Raw genomic sequence first — 20,585 nt, 5'->3', positions numbered from 1 at the left:
CCCGCTCGTACCCTGCCGCCATGATGCCCCGAACTCAATGGCGCAAGTCCTCCTACAGCGGTGGCACCGCCAACGACTGCGTCGAAGTCGCCCTCGCCCACCCCGCCGTGCGGGACTCCAAGGACCCCGACGGGCCGGCGCTCGTCTTCACTCCTGACGCCTGGTCAGCGTTCCTGACCGAACTCCAGTCCACAACAACGCCCTTGCTGTGACCTACAGCCGCCGGAGGCGAGTGGTGTGCGGCGTGCCGTCGGTGGTGTGGACGGTCAGCTCGATCGCCTCCGGCAGGTCGCCGGGCGGGAGTTCGAAGAGCTCGTGGCTTTCGGTGACCCGGCCGTTGGAGCCTCCGCCGGCCGACAGCCGCCGCAGCGGGCTCCCGTTCCAGTTGATCTCGCCGGGCCGGTAGGTCCGGTTCAGCGCATCGGTGTTCGACGGGTGCGAGCGCACGGTCGTCACCAGCGCCAGCCCGTCCCCGATCGACACCGCCGTGTGCCAGGCCCGGAGCGCGGGCGCCTCGGGCACCGCTGCCGCAGGACCGTAGACGGCGAACCGGTCGCGCGAGTCATCCACGTCATCCACCGTACGACTTCCTCGAATCCGCTGGCCAGGTGCCACTCCTGACAACCGGTCACAAGTGACCTGTTCCGTGACCTGTCCCTCGACAGCAGTGCCGTGGTCATGTCAGATGGCACGGCAAGAACGGTTTTCGAGACAAGGAAGTCCATCGATGACGCTCCTCCCGGGCCGCAAGGCCCAGCAGTTACGGTTCCTCGCCGTCCTCTTCGCGGTGTTCGGGCTGGCCCTCGGCCTGCTCAGCTCGCCGCTGGCGACCGCTCCGGCGCACGCCGCGAACCCCGCCGCCACCACGAGCTGTACCGACCCGACCACCTGCATCCAGTTCCAGTCGCTGAGCAACGGGCGCTACCTGGACGCGCAGAACGGCAACACCACCGACGGCGTCTACATCGTCACCAACTCGGCGCCCGGATACCACGAGAACTGGCACCTGGCCGTCGACCAGTCCGACTCCTCGTTCAACATCGTCAACAACGACACCGGCAAGTGCATCGACATCGGGTGGCTGCCGACGCAGCAGAACACCTGCGCGGGGCAGGCGAGCCAGAAGTGGTACTTCCAGCCGGCCGCGAACGGCGGGACGGGCTACATGATCCGCCACGAAGGCGACAACAACTGCCTCGACCTGCTGCAGGGCGCCCAGTACGACGACGCGTGGACCGACGCCTACAGCTGCAACGGCACCATCAACCAGCTGTGGACCGCTCCCCCGCAGGCCCATGACCTCGCGGTGGCGCACGCCGCGGCGGCCTGCCAGAAGAACACCGCCAGCTGCACCTGGTCCGAGACGAGCGAGGCTCCGGCGGCGCCGCTGCCGAAGATCTGCGTCTCCTCGGTCTGGTTCAACAACACCAGCGGGCCGATCAACCAGACCTTCGGGGTGAGCCAGATGACCGGCTGGTCGGACACGCTCAGCTCGACCGTCTCGGAGCAGCTCGACATCGGCACGCTGCTCGGCCTGACCGCCAAGATCTCCACCACCCTCTCGGTCACGGCGACCTCCGTGTGGAACGGCTCCAGCACCGTCAACAACCAGGTGTCGGTGCCCGTGCCCAGCCAGCAGTACGGCTGGGTGACGCTGTCCGAGCTGGCCAAGAAGGTGACCGGCACCTGGACCTTCGACGCCCAGGGCTTCCCGTGGACCGCCGCCGACACCGTGTCCGTCCCGCTCGCCTCCGACCCGAGCGGCGGCGCGACCGTCTACGTCGCCAACACCAGCCCGACGTTCAGCACCTGTAGCTGACGCGGTACGCCTTGCGGCCCGTGCCCTGCGAGGGGCGCGGGCCGCTGGACGTCGGCGGAGTGGACGTTGGAGTCGGGTGAGCACGCTGCCCGCGCTCAGCGGCTGTGGGCGGTGATGTCACCGGCGGAGACGGTGGCGCGGATGGTCAGCTCGGGGGTGCCGTCGTTCTTCAAGGCGTTGCTGATCCGGCCGTAGCCGGTCTTGGCGTCCAGCGAGGCGGAGACGCCGGTGGCGGCGCCGACGGTGATGTCGCCGGCGTGGGTGCGCAGCTCGAAGTCGCCGCGGACCGCCTCGACGATCCGGATGTCACCGCGGGCGGTGGTGATCCGGGCGGGCCCGCCGACCCGGCCGACCTCGACGTCGCCGTCGGTCGCGGTGAGGCGCAGGCTGGCGGCCTCGTCCAGCTTGATGCGGTGGTAGGCGCCGTCGAAGACCACGTCGCCGAGCCGGCCGACCCCGCGCAGCTCGCAGGCGGCCGACTTGCCCTGCACGCCGGAGCCGCTCGGGAGCTGCACGGTGATCTCGACGGAGCCGGAGGGGCCGAAGTACTGGTTCCGGGCCTGCGGGTTGTGCACCCGCAGCACGCCGTCGGCGAAGCTGACCTCGAACTGCCCCGCGGCCTTCACGTCGCGGCTCTTGGCCGGGTTGGCCGGCCGCACCTCCACCACGGCGTCGTTGCGGTCGGCGGCGATCAGCTGCACCCGCCCGGCGGTGACCTCCAGGACCGCGGTGACCGGGGAGGTGGTGGCGAACTTCTGCATCGTGGGCTCCTTGGGTGGGGCGGGCCGATCGTCCGCCGCGGCGTTTCTGATGAGTGAAACGCTACGTTGCTTTCAAGGATTAGGCAACGGCTTCATTGCTCATGAGTGATAGATGTGCAGGTCATAGGGTCAGTTTCGTTGCAGTGGCTTCGAAGGGAATGCAATGGAGGAGTGGTCATCTATTGCAATGGGCTGCCAGTGAACGCTATGCGCCGCAGGGCGAGGGCACGGGTGCGGGCGCTGCGGTGTCAGGGCCGCTGCTGGAAGACGACCTCCGGGTCGGCCGGCGACGGACCATCCAGCAGCGGCTGCGGGATGCCCTTCAGCTGCTCGTCGAAGAAGGCCGCGACGTAGTCGCGGGTCAGCTGCTCGGCGCGCACCGCCGGGATCGAGCCGTCCACGCCCGGGATGCCCGCCTCATGGGCGAGCACGGGCACGTCGGTGAAGCTGACGTGGTTGGAGCCGGTGACAGTCAGCCAGCGCTTCCAGCCGTCGAGGGACGGCCAGTCCGTCGCCCAGCTCGACTCGTCGCCGCCCACCGCGTGGTTCGCCGGATTGCCGAGCAGCAGCACCGGCCGGCCGTCGAGACCGGCGGTCGGCACCGGTACGAAGAACCTGCCGTCCAGGTCGGCGCCGGCCCGCACCCGCCGGTCGGCCGCCATGGTCGCGGTGACGGCGTTGCCGCCGAGCGAGTGCCCGGCCATTCCGATCCGCTTGCCGTTGATCAACTGTGCGTACTGCCAGGGTGAATGGCGGCTGGTCAGCTGGTCCAGCACGAACGAGAGGTCCTCGGTCCGGCTCTGCACGTTCTCGGCGTCCGTCACGCTGGCCAGGTCGCACAGCGCGCAGCCGAGCGTCTGCCCATCGGGGAAGGTCGTGCCGGAGTCCTCGTACGTGTGGTCGACGAGCGCGACGACGTAGCCGCGGCTGGCCAGGTCCACCGCGAGGCCGGTGAGCGTCTGGCGCGGCAGTTCGAAGCCGGGCGAGAGCACCACCAGCGGGTACCTGCCGTGCTCCGGGCGGGCGTCGGTGGACGCGTAGGTGCGGGTGTCGGCGAGCACCTGCGCCGGGACCGCGCTGCCGATCCCCTCCATGTCCAGGAAGAGCCGAGCCTCCTCGATGGTCATGTAGGGAGCGGCCCGGCCCGTGCCCGGCCGGGCCGGGTAGTACATCGACACCATCAGCTGCCGCGGTCCCGCACTCGGCACCCACGGGTCCGGGCGGTCCTGGTCGACCAGGTGCAGCATGCTGACGCCGACCGCGTGCGGGCCGGTCGGGCGGGGGAGCTCCAGCTGAACGCCCTGGCGGGTCGGGGTCGAGGCAGTGGTGGCGGGGGCCTGTCCGGCGGCGGCGAAGGCCGTGCCCGCTGCGGTGATCGGCAGCGGCAGGACCAACGCGAGGGCGGCGGCTACGGCGGTGCGACGGATGCGAGTCATACCGACGACGGTAGGAAGCGAGCACCCCGCCCCACGTCGTCACCGCGGCGGAGCCGGACCCGAGCCGAGCCCGGAGGGCAGCCCTGGGCGAGCCCGGAGAGGTGGGCGGTGCGGGCCTCGGGGGTGTGCGGCGATCGCGCAGCTCGGGGGCTCGGGGCTCGGGGGCTCGGGGGCTCGCCAACGTCGGCCGTGCGGAAGGTTCGTGGCTCAGGAGTTGCGGGTCTACACCCCTGCCGCAGCGCTGGCCGCGTACGCTTTCCTCCCATCTGGGTGCGGGGAGGGCGGCCGGTGGTGCAGGAGAACGTCACCAACTCGATGAGCGGCGGCAGCGCTCGCAACGTCGTCCAGGCCGGGTTCGTCGGGGCGGTGAACTTCTATCAGGACCGGCCGGCGGCGGAACCAGTCGAGGGCGACGAGTGGGCGCGGCTGGTCCACGGGTCCGCCGTGTGGCAGCACGTCGCCGACGCGGCTGACGCGCAGACGTACCGCGCCGGGGCGGTTGCCGTCGCACGGGAGTTGGCGAAGCTGCGGGACGAGGCGGGCGAGCGGCTGGCCGGGGACCCGTGGCAGGACCCGGGGGTGGTGGTGCGGTTCCTGCGCAACGTCGAGTGGCTGCTCGGCGGGGAGGCGCTGGGACTGTCGGCGGCGGAGGCCGCGCTGCTGGTGGTCGCGCCGCTGCTGTACCGGGTGCGGACACTGCGGCTGGCCGCCGAGTTCGCCGAGGTGCGGGAGGGCGGTGGCGGGGAGGCGCGGGCATCGTACGAACGGTTCGCGGAGACGTACGACCTGCTGACGCACCGCGCCGAGCTGCGGCCCGAGGCGGAGGACGGGATCGGGTGGTGGCTGTTCCACCGCTGGCTGACGCAGCACCAGGACCTCGCGGAGCCGCACGCTGTAAGGGAGTTGCTGGCGGAGGCCGGGGCCGGCGCGCTCGCGGAGACCTTCGCCGTGGGTCGCGTGTGCGCCCTGCTGCACGGGATCCGGCGCGGACCGGACGTGGGGAACCGGGAGTTCCTCGGCGGCCTGAAGGCGGAGGACCGCGTTGCTGGGCCCGGCGGTCGCGGGCAGCGGGTGCGGGACCGGTGGCTCAGCCTGCTGCTGGCGCTCGCCTACGGGGTGTCGATCGAGAGCACCGCACTGCCGGACATCGTGGCGGAGCACCTGGGCATCCCGCACGCGGTGGAGCTGGCACAGCTGCGGGACACCCTGGAGCGGGCGGTGTGGGGCGGCACCCGGGAGCTGCCGGTGCTGCGGGCCGAGTGCCGGCACGAGGCGGTGGTGGAGGGTCTGCGGGAGTACGTGGCGCGGGCAGATGAGTTGCTGCACGCCGTGCACCGGGAGTGGGGCGGTGAGCTGCCTGCGCTGCCCGTGCGGCTCTCGTCCGACGAGACGGCACCGGCGGAGGGCACGTTCGCCCGGGGTGCGCGGTTCCGGCTCGACGAGCGCCGGGTGCGCGGGCTGCTGATGGGCACTCAGCTGTACAAGGACCGGGACTTGGCGGTGCGTGAGCTGTACCAGAACGCGCTCGATGCTTGCCGGTACCGGCTGGCGCGGACCGAGTACCTGGACCGGTCCTCGGCGATGGCGTCGTACCGGTACGAGGGGAAGATCGAGTTCGAGCAGGGTGTGGAGGACGGCCGCCCGTACCTGGAGTGCCGGGACAACGGCGTCGGGATGGGCGAGGCCGAGCTGCGCGGGGTGTTCTCCAACGCGGGGGCGCGGTTCGCCGAGCAGCTGGACTTCAAGCTGGAGCAGGCGCAGTGGCGGGAGGTCGAGCCGCCGGTGGTGCTGTATCCCAACAGCCGTTTCGGGATCGGGGTGTTGAGCTACTTCATGCTCGCGGACGAGATCCGGGTGCGGACCTGCCGGATGGACGCGAAAGGGCAGCTGGGGCCGGAGTTGGAGGTGTCGATCTTCGGGCCGGGGCACCTGTTCCGGATCGTGGAGAAGGCGAGGCGGGGGCAGGAGCCGGGGACTGCGGTGCGGTTGTACCTGCGTGAGCTGCCGGAGGACTGGTCGGCGGTCGCGGTGCTGGAGCGGCTGCTGGGGATCGCGGAGTTCGGGACGGTGGCGCGGGACGGGGAGCGGGAGGTGGAGTGGGAGGCGGGGCAACTCCGCAGCCGACCACCGTCCCATAGTCAGAAGCACGGTTACAACGCTGCTGGAGAGTTCGTCAGTTGGAGCGACGCCCCGGCCGGGGCACAAGTGATCTGGTGCGAGACCGGCGGGGCCCTGCTGGTAGATGGCATCTTCGTAGAGTCATCGTCAGAGCGAGGGGTCCTCTCCACGCTAACCCAGGGCCTACAGGGGGCGGTTGTCAATCTCTACGGCGAACTATCGCCCACGAGCATGACAGTGGATCGACGCGAAGTCCTTGACGACAATGCCGACCAGGTAGGAGCCCTCCTTGCGGCAGGAGTCGACTCGCTGATCGAAAACGGAAGGCTCATCCCCACGTTCGAATGGATCTGTGCGCTGGCCAGAGAGAGCACAGAAGTAGCCGACATGGTGGCAGCGGCAGCCTCCCGGGCCGGTCGCCCCCTGATGATCGATGGCACAGAATTCCGCACCTCGATCACCGGATGCCTTCCTCTTGATCCTTCAATTCTGCATCCCACGCACACAAGAAACCACCTCGTCGCACCAGAATGGCCAGACAGCCTGCTGCTCTGGAGGCTCATCGCCCATCGCCCTATCTCATATCTCGATGCGCTCAGCGAGGCCTACCCAATTCTTTCCGAATACCGAACAGGCCTTCCGGCCCTACCCTCCGATGTCGCACTCTTCCCAGAGAGATCAAGCGATCAAAGTCGGGATATTTACGCGCTCACCAGCCGGATCCGCGAGGCCACCGCTCGTACAGTTTCCCAAGTAGACCATCTCATGCGCCTGAGGCTGCTCTCGCCGCTCATCTGGAAACCGGGACGCGAGGTATCCACCAGTCAGCTCCTGGAAGCAGCCGCAGCACTCCGATTGAATATCGCCATGACCGGCGACCTCCTACGTAGCCTCGGCCTCGAAATCCCCGCAGAGACTCTATCGCTGGCAGGATCCATCGAGGGAAATTCACTCCTCCGCAATAATTCGAGCAACTGGAGCTGGCTGACACCCGGTGGCGAGGTTCCACCCGGCGCACTCGCTGATATCAGCCTCCATACGAGCACCCCGACCTCAGCCATTGCTTTGACACTCGCAGCCTGCGGACTTCAGGTCACCCAGGGAGCGATTCCAGAGGAACCATCCCGAGAAACCGTCCTCCTATTGAGCGACGGCGGCTTCGGAATGGCCCCGTGGCTCGATCCGTCAAAACCCGTCTCACCGAGTCAGGTACTTGCCGCAGCAGACAGCCTTGACTGGACTCCATCGCGCGCAGCTGAGACCCTGTCGAGTTTTGGATTCCACGTTTCTCCACTTCCGGAAGATGCAGACGTAGCCGATCTCTATCTATTTCGCATCCTGGACGACGAGCCACCCAGCATGTCGGTCACCTACGAGAACGTGTTTTTCGCGGCGGAGGAGTTCTACTCTTCCCTTCAGGACACAGTTGATCGACTAATGGAATACGGGATCAAGGCACCGCTCCGACTTCCTGCATCCCCCAGCACAATCGACGACTCCCTCCTCTCGACGGAAGGTCCGGTGTCCTGGGAGGACGTGGTACTGGGGACGCCACTCCCATTCGCGCGTGTCGTCGCCGCCTCGGCACAGCTGCCCATGCCCCCGGAAGAAATCGCCCTTCTGATCAATTCCTACGGGGTCACAACCTCTCATCAGACGCTCCCCCTGGGGCTTCCGCTCGCAACGGCGCAAGAGCTCGTCCGGCTCGCCTCGGGCAACGTCACCCTCGCCACACTTCTCAATGCCCACCGCGCCATCGGAGCCCCCATTCTCCAAATCGCCTCCTGGCTCCGCGACATGGGCGTCCCCGTCCCCGACGTCCGCGAGACGATCCTCGCCGCCCTCGCCCGGGTACCCATGGCCACTCGTTCGGGTGACAACTGATCATCTGATGGTTAGTCAGCACTCAACCGGTGCTAGCGTCCGCGTCATTAGACCAGGACATGAAAGCGCCCCGGCGGTGTTCAGACCACCCCGGGGCAATGGCACCAGGAGCTACCAACTCCCATGCAGATCCACCTTATCGCGCCCGACCGCTACGTCCGCGCATCTCATGAAATCGTCCGCCATCCGCGTCTTCGTGGTACGGCGAAGGCCCTGCTGCTCTGGGCGCTCTCGCTACCCCCCGGCAGCCGGGAGACCATCCTCACCATCGGCGCGAGGATGCCCGAGGGGCGGCAGGCCGTCTCCAACGCCCGCGCCCAGCTGCGGGAAGAGGGATTCCTGCACGTCCGACGCGAGCAGGACCCCACCAAGGGCACCTGGAGCACCCGGATCCTGGTGAGCAGCGTGCCGCTCACCACTGCTGCGGAGGTCGCCGAGGCGTGGGCAGCGGCAGGCGTCACCGCCACGGAGCCGAGTGACCGGAAGCCGACACTCGGGGTGCGGGCCCGTCGGGCGTTCGGCAGTTCTCCCAAGAAACAGAACAACGGTGAGCAGAACAACCACCCGCCCGCTCCCGAGCCTGACCCCGACTCCCCGCTCGCCGCCGCGTGCCGTGCGCTCGCCAATGCGCTCTCGCCGTGCGCGCGGCTGGCGCTCGGGTTGCACGAGATCGTCAACCTGGCACCGCTGGTGGTCGACTGGCTGAGCCGGGACCGGAGCGAGGCGCGGCTGGCGCACGCGCTCACGGACGGGCTGCCCGCGGACCCGATCCACGCGCCGGCCGCGTTCGTCCGTCGTCGGCTGGAGCGGAAGATGCCTCCGGCGCCGCCGTTCCCGCAGCAGCGCGAACCCGTGGGCCCTCCCCCGCCGCTGCCGCTGCGGGCGTGCCCGACCTGCGAGGCGCCGATCCGCACCGACCTCGGGCCCGGCGAGTGCAAGGCGTGCGCGGCGGCCCGGCCCCGGCTGGACGAGGCGGCCCTGGAGCGGAACCGTCGCGGCATCGCGCAGGTCAGGGGCCTGCTGCAGGGCTGACCTTGAGGCTAGTGACTGATCATCAGATCAGCTAGCCATCTTGATCGTTGGCGACCGCCATTCGGGTCTGCCGCAGCTGTTGATCACTCGTCCGACTGTTCCCGGTAGGCATCGACTGCATGCCCCACAGCAACGTCACGATGGTCGGGAATTCCTTCTCCCTTGATGCCCTTCACCGTGATGCGCTGGATGAGCAGTTCGAACAGCAACTGGCTCGCGCCGACCTGCCTGGCAGCTGGCGTACCGCCCTGCGCGAGGGAGATGCTGAAGGGCTCGGTGTCCTCCGCCTTGACTCCGATGTACCCCTGCCGCAGGCCCTCGTTGACCGTTGCTTCCTTGAACTCCTCAGGGGTTTCACCGTCACCGGCACTCCTGGCGTGCGCCTCCCGAATCAACTCGGTCTTGTAGGAGGGCCCGAGGGCCATGTGCTTCGGCTTGAACAGTTCCTCGTGCGCACCCGGCTTCAACTCGAACTCAAGCAGGACCTCATAACCCGCCGCCTGCCTGCCGTGATATTCCTCAGCCTGACCGATGTCACCGAGGTGCTTGCCGATGGTCATGCCGACATGACCCCTCTTCCTGAAGTCCGAAGCCGAGCCGCTACGCGATTTCACGAACTCGTGGGTGTCGCCCTGCCGCTTCGTGCCCCAGTAGCTGAGGATGCTGCTCGCCTCCAAGGGGCTCATCGCCCGGTACAGCTTCAACTGTTCGGCACTCGCGGGCTTCGTCGCCAGCTCTGCCAAGAGCCCAGGGCCGATATCCGTGATGATGGTCCCGATCGTGCGCTCTTGTTCCTCGGGCTGGCTACTGCTACTGCTGCCCTTACTACTGCTGGCCTTGCTTCCGCTCGCCTTATTCTTGGCCTTACTACTACTGCCCTTACTACTACTGCCCTTGCCGCCACCAGAGGTTCCGCTGCTGTCGACTCTGTTCTGGGCCTTCGTGAGGACTTCGGCCTTCCTCCCCTTTGTACCCGTCACCCCTGCTTCCCGTTCCCAGTGTTCAACGGTCAGGAGGTTCTGGGGGTCCTCGGGGTTCTCATAGTTGTAGGCACGTTGCACGGACGGGGCAGGCGCCTGCGCGGGGGCGGGGTCCGCGTGGCGTTGCAGGCTCTGCGCGATTCCGGGGCTAGTTGCCATGGCCCGGTTGGCGTTTTCCTCGGCCGCGCGCTCATACCGGTCGCCGGGGTCGGAGACTCGCAGGCCGGCGCCGTTGTCAGTGCCGGCGACCGGGCCTTGCCGCTGTTGGATGACGTGGGTCAGCTCGTGGGCGAGGGTGTGCTTATCGGCGCCGCCGGCGCCGATGACGACGTGGTTACCCGAGGTGTAGGCGCGCGCGCCGATCTCGGCGGCGGAGCGTTGGGCGGTGATGCCGTCATGGATGCGGACGTCGGAGAAATCCGCTCCCAAGCGGCCCTCCATGTCGGTGCGGGTGACCTCGTCCAGGGGCCGACCTCCCGAGTTCAGCACCTCGTGAACTGCGGAGCGCTGCACAGGAGCCTCGCCGGTCTGCCGGTGGCCGCAGCCGTCACCGTGCTGGTGCTCCTGCTGGGCCTGCGTACCGAGGTGTCCGGCCCGTCGGAGCAGCTGGACGACAGCGGCGTTACCGGCGGTGCGCTGCAGGCCGAGCAGCGCCGAGGGGGATAACACCGAGGGGGACAGTGCCGACGGGGGCGCGGGACTCTGTTCCACCGCACTAGAGTTGTGGATGGGCAGTGGGGCGGGCGGCCGTTCGGTACTGGGGTGCGGATCCTGTGCGCGCATGGCGAGTCCTCCTCCGACTTGGCAGACCACACATATACCGGCGCCGCAACGGCTCCAGAAGGTTCGCCAGGGCAGAAGAAAGGGCAGCCGGCTCACTCCGACGGCCTCCAAGTGGCCTACCAGCCTTGTTCGTTCACCGGAGGCCCTGGAGCGGAACCGTCGCGGCATCGCGCAGGTCAGGGGCCTGGTACAGGGTCGACCTTGATCACCGAACGGCTGCCTGAGATAGTCCGGGTGACTGATCATCAGACAGGGGAGCCACAATGATCGTTGTCACCGGTGCCACCGGCACCGTCGGGTCGAAGGTCGTCGTCGGACTGCGGGAGCGCGGCGAGAGCGTGCGGGCGCTGCTGCGCGACCCGGCCGCGCGGCCGGCCGAGTGGGACGAGGGCGTGCAGGCCGTCGCCGCCGACTTCGCCGACCCGGCGTCGCTGGACGCCGCGCTGGCGGACGCCGACGTGATCTACCTGCTGGTCGCCGTGCACCCGGAGATGGAGCAGCACGAGCTCAACGTGATCGACGCGGCGGTGCGCAGCGGGCGCCGGCCGCGGATCGTGCTGCACGCGGCGGCGGGCGTGGAGTACAAGCCCGAGGGCATCCGGTTCCTGAGCGCGCACGTGGCCGCGCACGCGCACCTGCAGGCCAGTGGCCTGCCGTGGACCGTGATCGCCCCGAACGGCTTCTACCAGAACTTCCTGGGCACGGCCGCTGCCGTCAAGCAGGGCAACCTGACGGCTCCGGCCGGGCAGGCCCCGGTCTCCTGGGTGGACGTGCGCGACGTGGCGGAGGCCGCCGTCGCCGTGCTCGCCACCGAGGGCCACGAGGGCGCCGTCTACACGCTGACCGGCCCGGCCGGCCTGACCCACGCCGAGATCGCCGAGCAGCTGGGCGCCGTGGCCGGCCGCGAGGTGGCCTACACCGACGCCGACCCGCAGGCCGCCCTCGCGGGCATGCTGGGCGCGGGCCTCGGCCAGTGGCGCGCCGAGGGCATCATCGAGCTCTACGCCCTCTACGCCGCCGGCACCGCGGCCGCCGTCAGCTCCGACGTCGAGAAGCTGACCGGCCACCCGGCCCGCTCCTTCGCCCAGTTCGCGGCCGACCACGCGGACGCGTTCCGCGCCTGAGGCCCCGGGCTGCCCGTCGAGCGCACCACGGCGCTCGGCGGGCAGCCCTTGGCGCGAGCGGGGCGGTGCGCTCAGAGGGGGATGATCCGGGTCAGCCGGACCACGTGGTGCTCTGCATCGATGACGTACTCGACCAGGCCACGTCCATGAGAGATCGGGAGCCGCCGCCAGTCACCGACGCTGTCGCGTGCGCTGCTCGCCGGCAACCACGGGTCCTCGGCGATCGCGACGGTGAGCGCGACGATCGCCGAGAAGAGTTCGACGGACAGCTTGGGGTCAGCCAGGACGTCCTGAACGGCTTCGGACGGCTCCACCGGTCAGAGGTCGTCCGCGTCGTACTCACTCACCGGGCAGTTCCCCGCCTCGCTCACGGCGCAGCCGCATCATGTCGGCCATGGTGACCGTCGGCAGGGTGCCGCTGCGCGCCGCGGCGATGATGCGGTCCTGGTCCGGGTCGGCGTCGAGTTCGGCCTCGCACCACCAGCGGTTCAGGATCTGCTCGACCTGGTCGATGGGCGCCTGGCCGAGCTCGCGGTAGAACTCCATCCGGCGGCCGCCCCGCAGGGCTGCGGCAATGCCGTCCGGGTTTCGGGGCACCCGCGGGTGCCCGGTTGTGTGGTGGCTGGGCTGGACGCTCATCCGGTCCTCCTGGTCGTCCCTCCCACCGTATCGGGTGCCGGGCCGCTTGCCGGTCGTTCGAAGCGCTCCCGGCGCGAGCCCGGGCTCGCGGGAGCGGAGTCGTTCAGGGAGGCGGGGGTTCTCGCGCTCAGCGGGCCGCCGCCGGAGCCGGGACGAGCACCAAGCGCCCCCGCAAGCCGCCCGCGGCGAGCCGCTGGTGGGCCGTCGCGGCCTGGTCGAGCGGCAGGACGTCGGCGACCCGAAGGGTCAGCTCGCCCGCCGCCGCGAGGCCGGCCAGGCGGGTCAGGGCCGCGCCGTCGGCGGCTATCCACACCGTGTGGACGGTGATCCCGCGCAGGCCGGGGGGTGGGCCGCCGGCCACCGAGACGAAGGCGCCCCGGTTGCGCACCGCGCCGAGCGCGCGGATGCCGAGCAGGGCGGTGTCCAGGGCTCCGTCGACACCGCCCGGGACCAGGGCGCGGACGGCTTCCGCGAGGTCGGGCGCGGCGCGGTCCACCACGAAGGCGGCGCCCATCGCGCGCAGTGCGGCGTGGTCGGCGGGCGCGGCCTGGGCCAGCACCGTCAGGCCGCGCTGCCGGGCGGCGAGTTCCACCGCGAAGCCGCCGACCGCGCCCGCCGCCCCGGTGACCAGCAGGGTGGCGCCGGGCGGCAGGTCGAGCAGGTCGAGCGCCTGATCCGCCGTCAGGCCGTTCAGCGGCAGGGTCGCGGCCTCGGCGAAGGGCAGGCCGTCGGGAAGCGGTGCGACCGCCGAGGCGTCCAGCACCAGGTGATCGGCATAACTCCCGAGCGGCAGGTCCAGCCGGTCCCGCAGCGCGAGCACCCGCTGCCCGACCGCGAAGCCGGCCGTGCCCGGGCCGAGCGCGAGCACCTCGCCCGCGACGTCCCAGCCGATCCCGACCGGCGTGCCCGGTGCGGGCGCGGGCAGCAGGCCGAGCCCGGCCAGCGTGCCGTCCCTGGTGACCGCGTCCACCGGGTTGACGGCTGCGGCCGCCACGCGGATCGCCAACTGCCCCGGGCCGGGCACCGGTTCCGGCAGGTCGACCACCTCCAGCACCTGCGGCCCGCCGAACTCGTGCACCACCACCGCGCGCATCGCGCTCACCCCTTTCCTCAGCTGCCTGCCACGCTAGGGCGGGCTAGGCTCGGCCGGTAAGGACGCACCAGGAGGTGCGTACCGCACTGCGGGGGGAGCATCCGATGGCCACCAGCACGGCGGCGCAGCGGCGCGCGGCCGCGAAGACGGAGTACGACGCCTACCTGGCCGACTGCCCGGCCCGGCAGTTGCTGGAGCGGATCGGCGACAAGTGGGTCAGCTTGCTGGTGAACGCGCTCGCGGACGGGCCGTTGCGGTACGGCGAGCTGTCCCGCCGGCTGGCCGGGATCAGCCAGAAGATGCTCACCCAGACGCTGCGCGCGCTGGAGCGGGACGGCCTGCTCACCCGCTCCGTGACGCCCGCCGTGCCGGTCCAGGTGGAGTACGCGCTCACTCCGCTGGGCGCCGGCCTGCTGCCGCTGCTGGGTGCGGTGGTCGACTGGGCGGAGCGGAACATGCCCGAGGTGCTGGCGGCCCGCGACCGATACGACGGCGACACGAACGCCGTCTGACGGACCGTCAGCGGTCCAGGCTGGCCCGCACCGCGACGGTCAGCGGGTGGTCGGGGCTCAGGTGGGTCTCGCACAGGGCGAGGGTGCGCAGCGCGATCGCCGCCGCCCGGTACGGGTCGTCGGCGGCCCAGTAGGCCTTGGCGAGCTGGTGGCGGGTGCGCAGGGTGTCGGGGTGGTGCTCGCCGAGCGCCACCCAGCGGTCGCCGAGCACCCGGTCGAGCAGCTCGGCGGCGCCGTGCGGCTCGCCGATCCGGCGCTGGGCGACGCCGAGTTCGAAGCGCAGCGAGAGCGGCTCGGGGTGGCGCTCGCCGAGCACCCGGTGGGCCCGCTCCAGCGTGGTCTCCAGCAGGGCCAGGCCCGACTCGTGGTCGCCCTGGTCGAGTTGGGCGACGGCGAGGTGGCGGCGGGCGGTGAAGGTGGCCGGGTGGTCCTCGCCGAAGACCCGGGTGCGGGCCCGGTCCACGGCCTCCAGGATCGGCACCGCCCGGTAGAGGTCGCCGGCCTCCAGCAGGGCCAGGCCCAGGCGCAGCGCGGCGGTCAGGGTGGTCGGGTAGTGCTCGCCGAGCGCCCGGGCGGCGTCGCTCTGGATCTGTTCCAGGGCGGGGATGGCCCGGGCCAGGTCGCCGGCCTCGGCCTGCGCGGCGGCGGCGTCGGTGCGGATCACCAGGGTGTCGGGGTGGTCCTCGCCGAGGGCGCGCTCGGCGTCCACCAGCAGCCACTCGAAGGCGGTGAGCGCGCCGGCCAGGTCGCCGGCGTCGCGCTGGGCGGCGGCGAGGCGGCCCCGGGCGGCCAGCGCCTCTGGGCTCTCCAGGCCCTTGAGCGCCTCGGCCTCGGTGGCGAGCAGTTCGAACAGCGGCAGGGCCCGGCCGACCGCGCCGGCCTCCAGGTAGGCGGCGCCGAGCCGGCTGCGGATCACCAGCAGGTCGGCGGCGGCGGCCTGCGCCTCGGCGTCGGCCAGCAGTTGCTCGTAGCGGCGCAGCGCGGTGGGCAGCCCGCCGTTCTCCAGGTAGGCGTCGGCGAGCCGGAGCCGGGCGGCGAAGGTGTCGGGGTGGCCGTGGCCCATCACCTGCTCGGACACCTCGACCAGCTGTTCCAGGGCGGGGATCTCCTGCTCCAGGTCGCCGGCCTCCTGGTAGGCCCGGGCCAGCACCTGACGTGACGTCAGTTCCGGCTGCCCGCCCTGCTCGGCGGCGATCCGGGCGTTCACCGCGGCCAGCCGGCCGACCGCCTCGGGGCCGCCGATCCGTTCCAGCAGCCGACAGACCAGCCAGAGCGGCAGCTCGGTGTCGGGGGTGAGCAGCGGCAGCAGGTCCTCGCCGACGGCGTACAGCGCCTGCCACTCGCGCGGCTCGTAGTCGGCGCCGGCCTCGTTGGGGAACATCGCCAGCAGCGGGCGCAGCTGCTCCAGCACCTCGCCGCGCACGGCCTCGTCGAGCACCGAGGCGTAGGGCAGGCAGCCGGCGGCGATCAGCCGGATCCAGCGGGCCCGGCGGGCGTCCTGGCAGGCCGTGGCGGCGGCCAGCAGCCGGCGCAGCAGCACCGCCCGGTCGCGGTGCGAGCAGTGGCCGACGGCCATCCGCACCACGTCCGCCCACTGCTCGTCGCTGGACCGCTCGGCGAGCAGGCCGAAGTCCCGGTCCTCCATGAACTCCCGGGCGGCCAGGTAGTCCTGGAAGGTGCGGTGGACGAACTCGAAGGTGGCCACGCTGGTCTCGCTGAGCAGGCCGGTGCGCTCGACCAGGTGGCGCAGCACCCGCTCGGCGTCGAGTTCGCCGTGGGCGGCGGGCAGGCTGGGCAGCACCTGGGCGATCTGGCGCAGCGCGTCCTCGTGGCCGCCCTCGTGCTGGCCGTTGAGCACCAGCCAGGCGGCCATCCGCTGGAGCAGGGCGAGTTGCTCCTCGCGGCCGAGCTGGCGGCCCTCGGGGAGGGCGGCGATCCGGCGCTGCTTGTCGCGGCGCAGCAGCAGCATGTCCAGGGCGGACTCGTAGACCTCCATCTTGCGTTCCGGCAGGCCGCCCTCCCACTCCCGGTGCAGGGCGCAGATCATCGCGCACAGCAGCGGGCTGTCGGTGATCAGGTCGAGTTCCGGGGAGAGCTTGAGGGCCCGCCGCAGCGCCTCCGTCATCTCGCGGAACCGGCTGTCCAGGGCGGCGAGTTCGGCGGGCGTGGGGTCGTCGGCGGCGGCGCGTTCGGCGGCCAGCGCGGCCTGGTGCCAGCGCTCCACGAAGCGGTTGCGGTCCCACTCGTCCATCGGACAGAGCATCAGCTCCTCGAACCGCTGGCGGTGCAGCCAGTCGGCGGGCACGCCGGTGGGGCGCACGGTGACCAGGGTGAAGCAGTTGGGGTAGCGCTCCAGCAGGTCGGCCAGCCACTCGCCGGCCTCGTCGCGGCTCTCCTGGGGGATCTCGTCGAGTCCGTCGACCAGCAGGATGGCCCGGCCGGCGTCGAACAACCGGTCGGCCCAGCCGGCGGGTTGGGCGTCGGTGACGGGGCTGCGGTCCATCGCGAGGAACTCGGAGGGCAGCGGCTGGAGGTTGCGCAGCTGGAACATGGTGCGCAGCCGCAGCAGGAACGGCACCCGGTAGTTCAGCTCGGCGAGTTCGCCGACCAGGTTGCCGGAGACGGCGTTGACGGCCAGCCACTGCAGCAGGGTGGTCTTGCCGGAGCCGGCCTGGCCGCGCAGCAGCACCCGGCGGCGGTCCTTGAGCAGGCTCTCCACCCGGCCGCGGCGGCCGGTGCGGTCGATCAGCACCTCGCCGCTGCCGCCGGCGCCCGGCTCGGTGCCGCGCCGGCGCTCGGTGACCCGGATGGCCTGCAGGCTGAGGTAGGCGGTGCCCAGGTCCCAGCGCAGCGACTGCGGCAGGCCGAAGATCTTCAGCCGGCCGTGCTCGCGGCGGATGGTGCGGGCGTACTCCTCCTCGAACTCGGCGTCCTGGCGCTCGCGGGCCGAGACGCCGCTGAGCCGCACCGGGCCGGGCAGCCGGCGGGCCAGCTGGGCGGCGAAGGCGGGGTCGTCGAGCAGCGGGGCGAGCGGGACCAGGCCGAGCTGGGAGTGGTGCCAGACGCCGGGGGCGAGGTCGGCGGTGGCCAGGCCCAGCAGCAGGTTGTTGAAGACCACGGGGGCGCCGGACATGCCCGACCAGGGGGACTCGGCGCCGGTGACCGGGCCGGGCGGCTGGTGCTGGGTGGCGAGCACGTGGCGGCCGGTGCCCAGGCCGCTGGCGGGGGCCAGGGTGCCGACCAGCTGGTGGCTGCGCAGCACCCCGCCGTCCTCCCGGCCGGCGGCGGGGTAGCCGATCGCGTGGCAGAGCGGGACCGGCTCCAGCTCGTCGACCCGGCCCCAGCGCAGTTCCTCGAAGCCGGCCGCGAGTTCGGGCCGGACCAGGTCGCCGACGGCCAGCAGCAGGGCGGCGTCGGCGGCGGCCGAGCGCCACAGCGGGGTGCAGCGCAGCCAGCCGCGCCCGCCCGGGACGGCCGCCTCGATCACGGTGGCCGGGGCCGGCTCGGCCTCGGGCGGGAGCAGGTGGGCGGCGGTCAGGACCAGCCGGCCGGTGAGCAGCACCCCGCTGCCCTGGCCGGCCGCCCGCACCGCCGCGATCCGCTGGGCCGTCAGGCTCAATGGAAGCCCTCACGGCTGCCCAGGTCCTGGTTGCCGACCAGCACGTTCGCGCCAGTCGCCAGGTCGAGCGGGGTGAGCGTGACGGTCACCCGGTGCGCCCGGGTGCGGCCGGTGCTGCCCTCGCCGCCGGCCTCCACCACCCAGGCCCGCACCTTGCCGTCGAGCTTCCCCTCCCGGCGCAGTTCGACCGAGAACTCCAGCTCGACGGTGCCGACTTCGAACTGCAGGCGCTCCCCGGCGGCCCGTTCGGCGGCCGCCGCGAGCTGGCGGCGGACCGCCTCGACGGCTTCGGCGAGTTCGATCTCCGGATACTGCTCGCTCACCCGTGCCCCCTCGGTGACGGTTCGTCAGCTGGCCGGAATCCGGCGGTACGACGGTCGATCACCAGAGTTGACGATGTCCGGGCGAACCGTCAAGCGGGCCCTGCCGCAGGGTCGGTGGCCCGGTGGTGCAGGTGGTGCAGGAGGGCGTGGACCGAGCTGGTGACGTCCTCGGCGCTCCACCCGAGCGCCGGGCCGAGCACGGTGACCTCGGTCATCGACAGGCCTGGCACGGGGCTCGCCCACCAGCTGCCGAACAGCCCGTCGCCGCTGTCCCGGCAGTGCCGCAGGCCGGCCTCGGTGAGCCGGTCGGGCGGGTAGGGCAGCCAGAGCTGGAACTGGTGGGTGTGCGGCGGGTCGGGGTGGATCCGGGCGCCGGGCAGGTCGGCGACGGCCCGGCGCAGGCCCTCGGCGACGGTCCGGGCGTGGGCCAGGTAGCCGGGCAGCCGGGGCAGTTCGCGGCCGAGCGAGGCGCGGGCGGAGAGCGCGGCGGGCCACTGCTGGTAGAGCTGGCCGCCGTAGCGGTGGCGCCAGGCGCGGGCCTCGGCGATCAGCTCGGCGGGGCCGGCCAGGGCGGCGCCGCTGAGCGCGCCGAGCGCCTTGTAGAACGAGACGTAGACCGAGTCGCCGAGCTCGGCCAGCTCGGCGGGCGGCCGGCCGTAGTGGGCGGCGGCCTCCCAGAGCCGGGCGCCGTCCAGGTGCACGGCGGCGCCGGCGGCCCGGGCGGTGGCGGTCAGCTCGACCAGGTCCGGCCAGTCGGGCAGCAGGAAGCCGGCGGCGCGCAGCGGGAGCTCGACCAGCAGCACGCCGTAGGGCTCCTCCAGGGCGCGCAGTTCGGCGGCGGTGGGCAGCCGGGGCGCGGTGGTGGGGAAGACGGTGTCCAGGCCGGTGAGCCGGCGGTAGGCGCGGCGCTCGTGGGTCTCCAGGTGGGTCAGCGGGTGGCCGGCCACCAGCGGGCTGCCGCCGCGCTCGGCCCAGCAGCGCAGGGCGATCTGCTGGGCCATGGTGCCGGTGGGGAAGAAGGCGGCGGCGGGCTTGCCGAGCAGTTCGGCGACCTGCCGCTCGAAGGCGGCCACCACGCCGTCGCCGTAGAAGTCGGGGCGCTCGGCCGGGTCGACGGTGGCGCGGGCGTCGGCGCCCAGCTCGGCCAGGCGCTCGTGCAGGGTGACCGGTCGGGGACCGGAGAGGATCCGGTCGGCGGCCCGCCAGAGGGCGAAGCGGCGATCGTCGGGGCCCTGGTAGGGCTCCGCGGTGACGTTCGTGTCGTCGGTCATCCCCCGATGGTCCGCCCGGCGGGCGGTGGCGGGAACGGTCGCGACGCGGGCTGTGACGCGGCCCCGGTGCGGGCTCCGGTGCGGGGCGCTGGTGGTGATGGTCACAGCGCGTGAGGGCGGTACGAGGGCGGGTAGTAGTGCCCGGCCGGTCCGACAACCCGTCGATTGGGCCGATCGTTTGAACTTGGCGCACGGCTCTCACTACACGCCGTAGTAGTTGATCGGATTTCGCGACTTGCTCACCGACGGTTACACCTGAGTGGTCCCCCCTCCAGTGCGCTGCCGACAGCGCCTGGCCCGAACCGCTGTGAGGTCGAGCTCGGCATGCGTCCTGGTCCAGTGCTCCGCTACCTGATCGACGGCAGACCCGGCCGGCACGCCCGGCCCCGCCCGCCGAGGGACCCCTACGCCGTCTTCCGCGGCCCGCACCGGCGGGTGGCGGCCACCTCCGCGGCGGCCGGCGCGGTGCTGCTCGGCACCGTCCTGGCGGCCGTGCCGGGCAGCGCCGCGGCCCAGACGGTCCGGCCGACCACCCCGGGCGCCTCCGCCTTCACCGCGGCGCACACCGCCGCGCTGACCGGCGCGCTGGTGCAGCTCGGCGCCCCCAGCGCCTACCGGATGCCCGGAGGGGCGCACGCCTCCCAGCAGGCCGTCGCGGTGGCCGCCAACCTGGCCGGGGTGAGCGCTCCCGGACCCGAGGCCCCGCACCCGCCGCAGCCGCCGGCCGGGCCGACCGCACCGCCGGCCCCCGCCCCGCCGGCCGGCCCGGTCTGGTCGGCCCCCGCGCCCGGCGCGCCGGTCACCAACCCGTTCGGCGAGCCCAACCGCTCGTACGCGGCCGGGTACCACACCGGCGTCGACTTCGCGGTGGACTCCGGCACCCCGCTGCACGCGGTCGGCGACGCCACCGTGGTCTCGGCCGGCTGGGACGGCGCCTACGGCAACGAGGTGGTGCTGCGGCTGGCCGACGGCAAGTTCGCCGAGTACGCCCACCTCTCCCGGCTGGAGGTCGCCGAGGGCCAGCAGGTGACGGGCGGTCAGGTGATCGGCGCCTCCGGCACCACCGGCAACTCCACCGGCCCGCACCTGCACTTCGAGATCCGCACCGAGAACCGGTACGCGGCCGTCATCGACCCGGTCGCCTACCTGGCCTCGCACGGCGTGACGAACCTCTAGGGCACCCGCGCCGGA

17 protein-coding genes are annotated in these 20,585 nt (G+C 71.8%); 7 read left to right on the top strand and 10 right to left on the bottom strand.

All coding sequences use genetic code 11. The features are described 5' to 3' along the window. Positions 1-20: 20 nt before the first annotated feature. Positions 21-212 carry a DUF397 domain-containing protein gene (locus FHX73_RS15670; RefSeq protein WP_145905598.1) on the top strand — a complete coding sequence of 64 codons (192 nt, stop codon included), beginning with the start codon at positions 21-23 and terminating at the stop codon, positions 210-212. A gap of 1 nt (position 213) precedes the next feature. Here the strand turns inward: FHX73_RS15670 and FHX73_RS15665 are convergent, their stop codons facing one another. Further along, entirely contained in the window at positions 214-570 is a 357-nt protein-coding gene (locus tag FHX73_RS15665; protein WP_145905597.1) for a hypothetical protein, read from the bottom strand. Between the two features lie 157 nt (positions 571-727). Here FHX73_RS15665 and FHX73_RS15660 point away from each other — a divergent pair, with 157 nt between their 5' ends. Continuing rightward, the gene (locus FHX73_RS15660) at positions 728-1,819 is read left to right on the top strand and encodes an RICIN domain-containing protein (RefSeq protein WP_170304931.1); all 1,092 of its coding nucleotides are present in this window, start codon (positions 728-730) and stop codon (positions 1,817-1,819) included. A gap of 95 nt (positions 1,820-1,914) precedes the next feature. Here FHX73_RS15660 and FHX73_RS15655 read toward each other — a convergent pair whose 3' ends face one another. Beyond that, positions 1,915-2,580, bottom strand: coding sequence for a DUF4097 family beta strand repeat-containing protein (locus tag FHX73_RS15655; RefSeq protein WP_145905595.1), 666 nt, complete (start codon positions 2,578-2,580; stop codon positions 1,915-1,917). 248 nt (positions 2,581-2,828) lie between these two features. Continuing rightward, the gene (locus tag FHX73_RS15650; protein WP_145905594.1) at positions 2,829-4,016 is read right to left on the bottom strand and encodes an alpha/beta hydrolase family protein; all 1,188 of its coding nucleotides are present in this window, start codon (positions 4,014-4,016) and stop codon (positions 2,829-2,831) included. Positions 4,017-4,304: 288 nt separating this feature from the next. On the opposite strand from FHX73_RS15650, the gene FHX73_RS15645 reads away from it, so the two are divergent. Both FHX73_RS15645 and FHX73_RS15640 read left to right on the top strand, forming a co-directional pair. Beyond that, complete coding sequence (locus FHX73_RS15645; RefSeq protein WP_145905593.1) at positions 4,305-8,018, top strand: HD domain-containing protein; 3,714 nt, start codon at positions 4,305-4,307, stop codon at positions 8,016-8,018. 123 nt (positions 8,019-8,141) lie between these two features. Next, a complete protein-coding gene (locus tag FHX73_RS15640) occupies positions 8,142-9,050 on the top strand; it encodes a hypothetical protein (RefSeq protein ID WP_145905592.1) in 909 nt (302 codons plus the stop codon). Between the two features lie 83 nt (positions 9,051-9,133). On the opposite strand, the gene FHX73_RS45620 is transcribed toward FHX73_RS15640, so the two are convergent. Then, positions 9,134-10,813: an eCIS core domain-containing protein gene (locus tag FHX73_RS45620; RefSeq protein ID WP_211786207.1), complete on the bottom strand. Its 1,680-nt coding sequence runs from the start codon at positions 10,811-10,813 to the stop codon at positions 9,134-9,136. Between the two features lie 263 nt (positions 10,814-11,076). On the opposite strand from FHX73_RS45620, the gene FHX73_RS15630 reads away from it, so the two are divergent. Beyond that, positions 11,077-11,937 (top strand): NmrA family NAD(P)-binding protein, encoded by an 861-nt coding sequence (locus FHX73_RS15630; RefSeq protein ID WP_145905591.1) that lies wholly within the window; start codon positions 11,077-11,079, stop codon positions 11,935-11,937. A gap of 71 nt (positions 11,938-12,008) precedes the next feature. Here FHX73_RS15630 and FHX73_RS15625 read toward each other — a convergent pair whose 3' ends face one another. The 3 genes from FHX73_RS15625 to FHX73_RS15615 all read right to left on the bottom strand — a co-directional run bounded on the left by FHX73_RS15625 (position 12,009) and on the right by FHX73_RS15615 (position 13,669). Beyond that, complete coding sequence (locus FHX73_RS15625) at positions 12,009-12,251, bottom strand: hypothetical protein (RefSeq protein ID WP_145905590.1); 243 nt, start codon at positions 12,249-12,251, stop codon at positions 12,009-12,011. A gap of 25 nt (positions 12,252-12,276) precedes the next feature. Further along, positions 12,277-12,576: a hypothetical protein gene (locus FHX73_RS15620; RefSeq protein WP_145905589.1), complete on the bottom strand. Its 300-nt coding sequence runs from the start codon at positions 12,574-12,576 to the stop codon at positions 12,277-12,279. Positions 12,577-12,703: 127 nt separating this feature from the next. Continuing rightward, positions 12,704-13,669: an NADP-dependent oxidoreductase gene (locus FHX73_RS15615; RefSeq protein WP_145908305.1), complete on the bottom strand. Its 966-nt coding sequence runs from the start codon at positions 13,667-13,669 to the stop codon at positions 12,704-12,706. Positions 13,670-13,773: 104 nt separating this feature from the next. Here FHX73_RS15615 and FHX73_RS15610 point away from each other — a divergent pair, with 104 nt between their 5' ends. After that, on the top strand, positions 13,774-14,181 hold the full coding sequence (locus tag FHX73_RS15610; protein WP_145905588.1) for a winged helix-turn-helix transcriptional regulator: 408 nt from the start codon (positions 13,774-13,776) through the stop codon (positions 14,179-14,181). Positions 14,182-14,188: 7 nt separating this feature from the next. On the opposite strand, the gene FHX73_RS47210 is transcribed toward FHX73_RS15610, so the two are convergent. From FHX73_RS47210 to FHX73_RS15595, 3 genes are all read right to left on the bottom strand, one after another. Next, positions 14,189-17,800 carry a tetratricopeptide repeat protein gene (locus tag FHX73_RS47210; RefSeq protein WP_145905587.1) on the bottom strand — a complete coding sequence of 1,204 codons (3,612 nt, stop codon included), beginning with the start codon at positions 17,798-17,800 and terminating at the stop codon, positions 14,189-14,191. Further along, on the bottom strand, positions 17,797-18,123 hold the full coding sequence (locus tag FHX73_RS15600) for a trypco2 family protein (protein ID WP_145905586.1): 327 nt from the start codon (positions 18,121-18,123) through the stop codon (positions 17,797-17,799). The genes FHX73_RS47210 and FHX73_RS15600 overlap by 4 nt, the downstream gene beginning before the upstream one ends. 89 nt (positions 18,124-18,212) lie before the next feature. Then, positions 18,213-19,394, bottom strand: coding sequence for a threonine aldolase family protein (locus tag FHX73_RS15595; RefSeq protein ID WP_145905585.1), 1,182 nt, complete (start codon positions 19,392-19,394; stop codon positions 18,213-18,215). 324 nt (positions 19,395-19,718) lie between these two features. Here FHX73_RS15595 and FHX73_RS45615 point away from each other — a divergent pair, with 324 nt between their 5' ends. Continuing rightward, positions 19,719-20,570: a M23 family metallopeptidase gene (locus tag FHX73_RS45615; RefSeq protein WP_246213548.1), complete on the top strand. Its 852-nt coding sequence runs from the start codon at positions 19,719-19,721 to the stop codon at positions 20,568-20,570. Positions 20,571-20,585 lie beyond the last annotated feature (15 nt).

The organism is Kitasatospora viridis (genome assembly GCF_007829815.1).
In the GTDB taxonomy this organism is placed as follows: Bacteria; Actinomycetota; Actinomycetes; order Streptomycetales; family Streptomycetaceae; genus Kitasatospora; species Kitasatospora viridis.
The sequence above is the reverse complement of the archived record's forward strand: the minus strand, read 5'-3'. Positions and strand labels throughout refer to the sequence as shown.

What these genes read in the sequence shown, in the direction of transcription:
- FHX73_RS15670 (WP_145905598.1), top strand. Translation starts at nt 21, where the DNA reads ATGATGCCCCGAACTCAATGGCGCAAGTCCTCCTACAGCGGTGGCACC.
- FHX73_RS15660 (WP_170304931.1), top strand. Translation starts at nt 728, where the DNA reads ATGACGCTCCTCCCGGGCCGCAAGGCCCAGCAGTTACGGTTCCTCGCC.
- FHX73_RS15655 (WP_145905595.1), bottom strand. Translation starts at nt 2,580, where the DNA reads ATGCAGAAGTTCGCCACCACCTCCCCGGTCACCGCGGTCCTGGAGGTC.
- FHX73_RS15650 (WP_145905594.1), bottom strand. Translation starts at nt 4,016, where the DNA reads ATGACTCGCATCCGTCGCACCGCCGTAGCCGCCGCCCTCGCGTTGGTC.
- FHX73_RS15640 (WP_145905592.1), top strand. Translation starts at nt 8,142, where the DNA reads ATGCAGATCCACCTTATCGCGCCCGACCGCTACGTCCGCGCATCTCAT.
- FHX73_RS45620 (WP_211786207.1), bottom strand. Translation starts at nt 10,813, where the DNA reads ATGCGCGCACAGGATCCGCACCCCAGTACCGAACGGCCGCCCGCCCCA.
- FHX73_RS15630 (WP_145905591.1), top strand. Translation starts at nt 11,077, where the DNA reads ATGATCGTTGTCACCGGTGCCACCGGCACCGTCGGGTCGAAGGTCGTC.
- FHX73_RS15620 (WP_145905589.1), bottom strand. Translation starts at nt 12,576, where the DNA reads ATGAGCGTCCAGCCCAGCCACCACACAACCGGGCACCCGCGGGTGCCC.
- FHX73_RS15615 (WP_145908305.1), bottom strand. Translation starts at nt 13,669, where the DNA reads ATGCGCGCGGTGGTGGTGCACGAGTTCGGCGGGCCGCAGGTGCTGGAG.
- FHX73_RS15610 (WP_145905588.1), top strand. Translation starts at nt 13,774, where the DNA reads ATGGCCACCAGCACGGCGGCGCAGCGGCGCGCGGCCGCGAAGACGGAG.
- FHX73_RS15595 (WP_145905585.1), bottom strand. Translation starts at nt 19,394, where the DNA reads ATGACCGACGACACGAACGTCACCGCGGAGCCCTACCAGGGCCCCGAC.
- FHX73_RS45615 (WP_246213548.1), top strand. Translation starts at nt 19,719, where the DNA reads ATGCGTCCTGGTCCAGTGCTCCGCTACCTGATCGACGGCAGACCCGGC.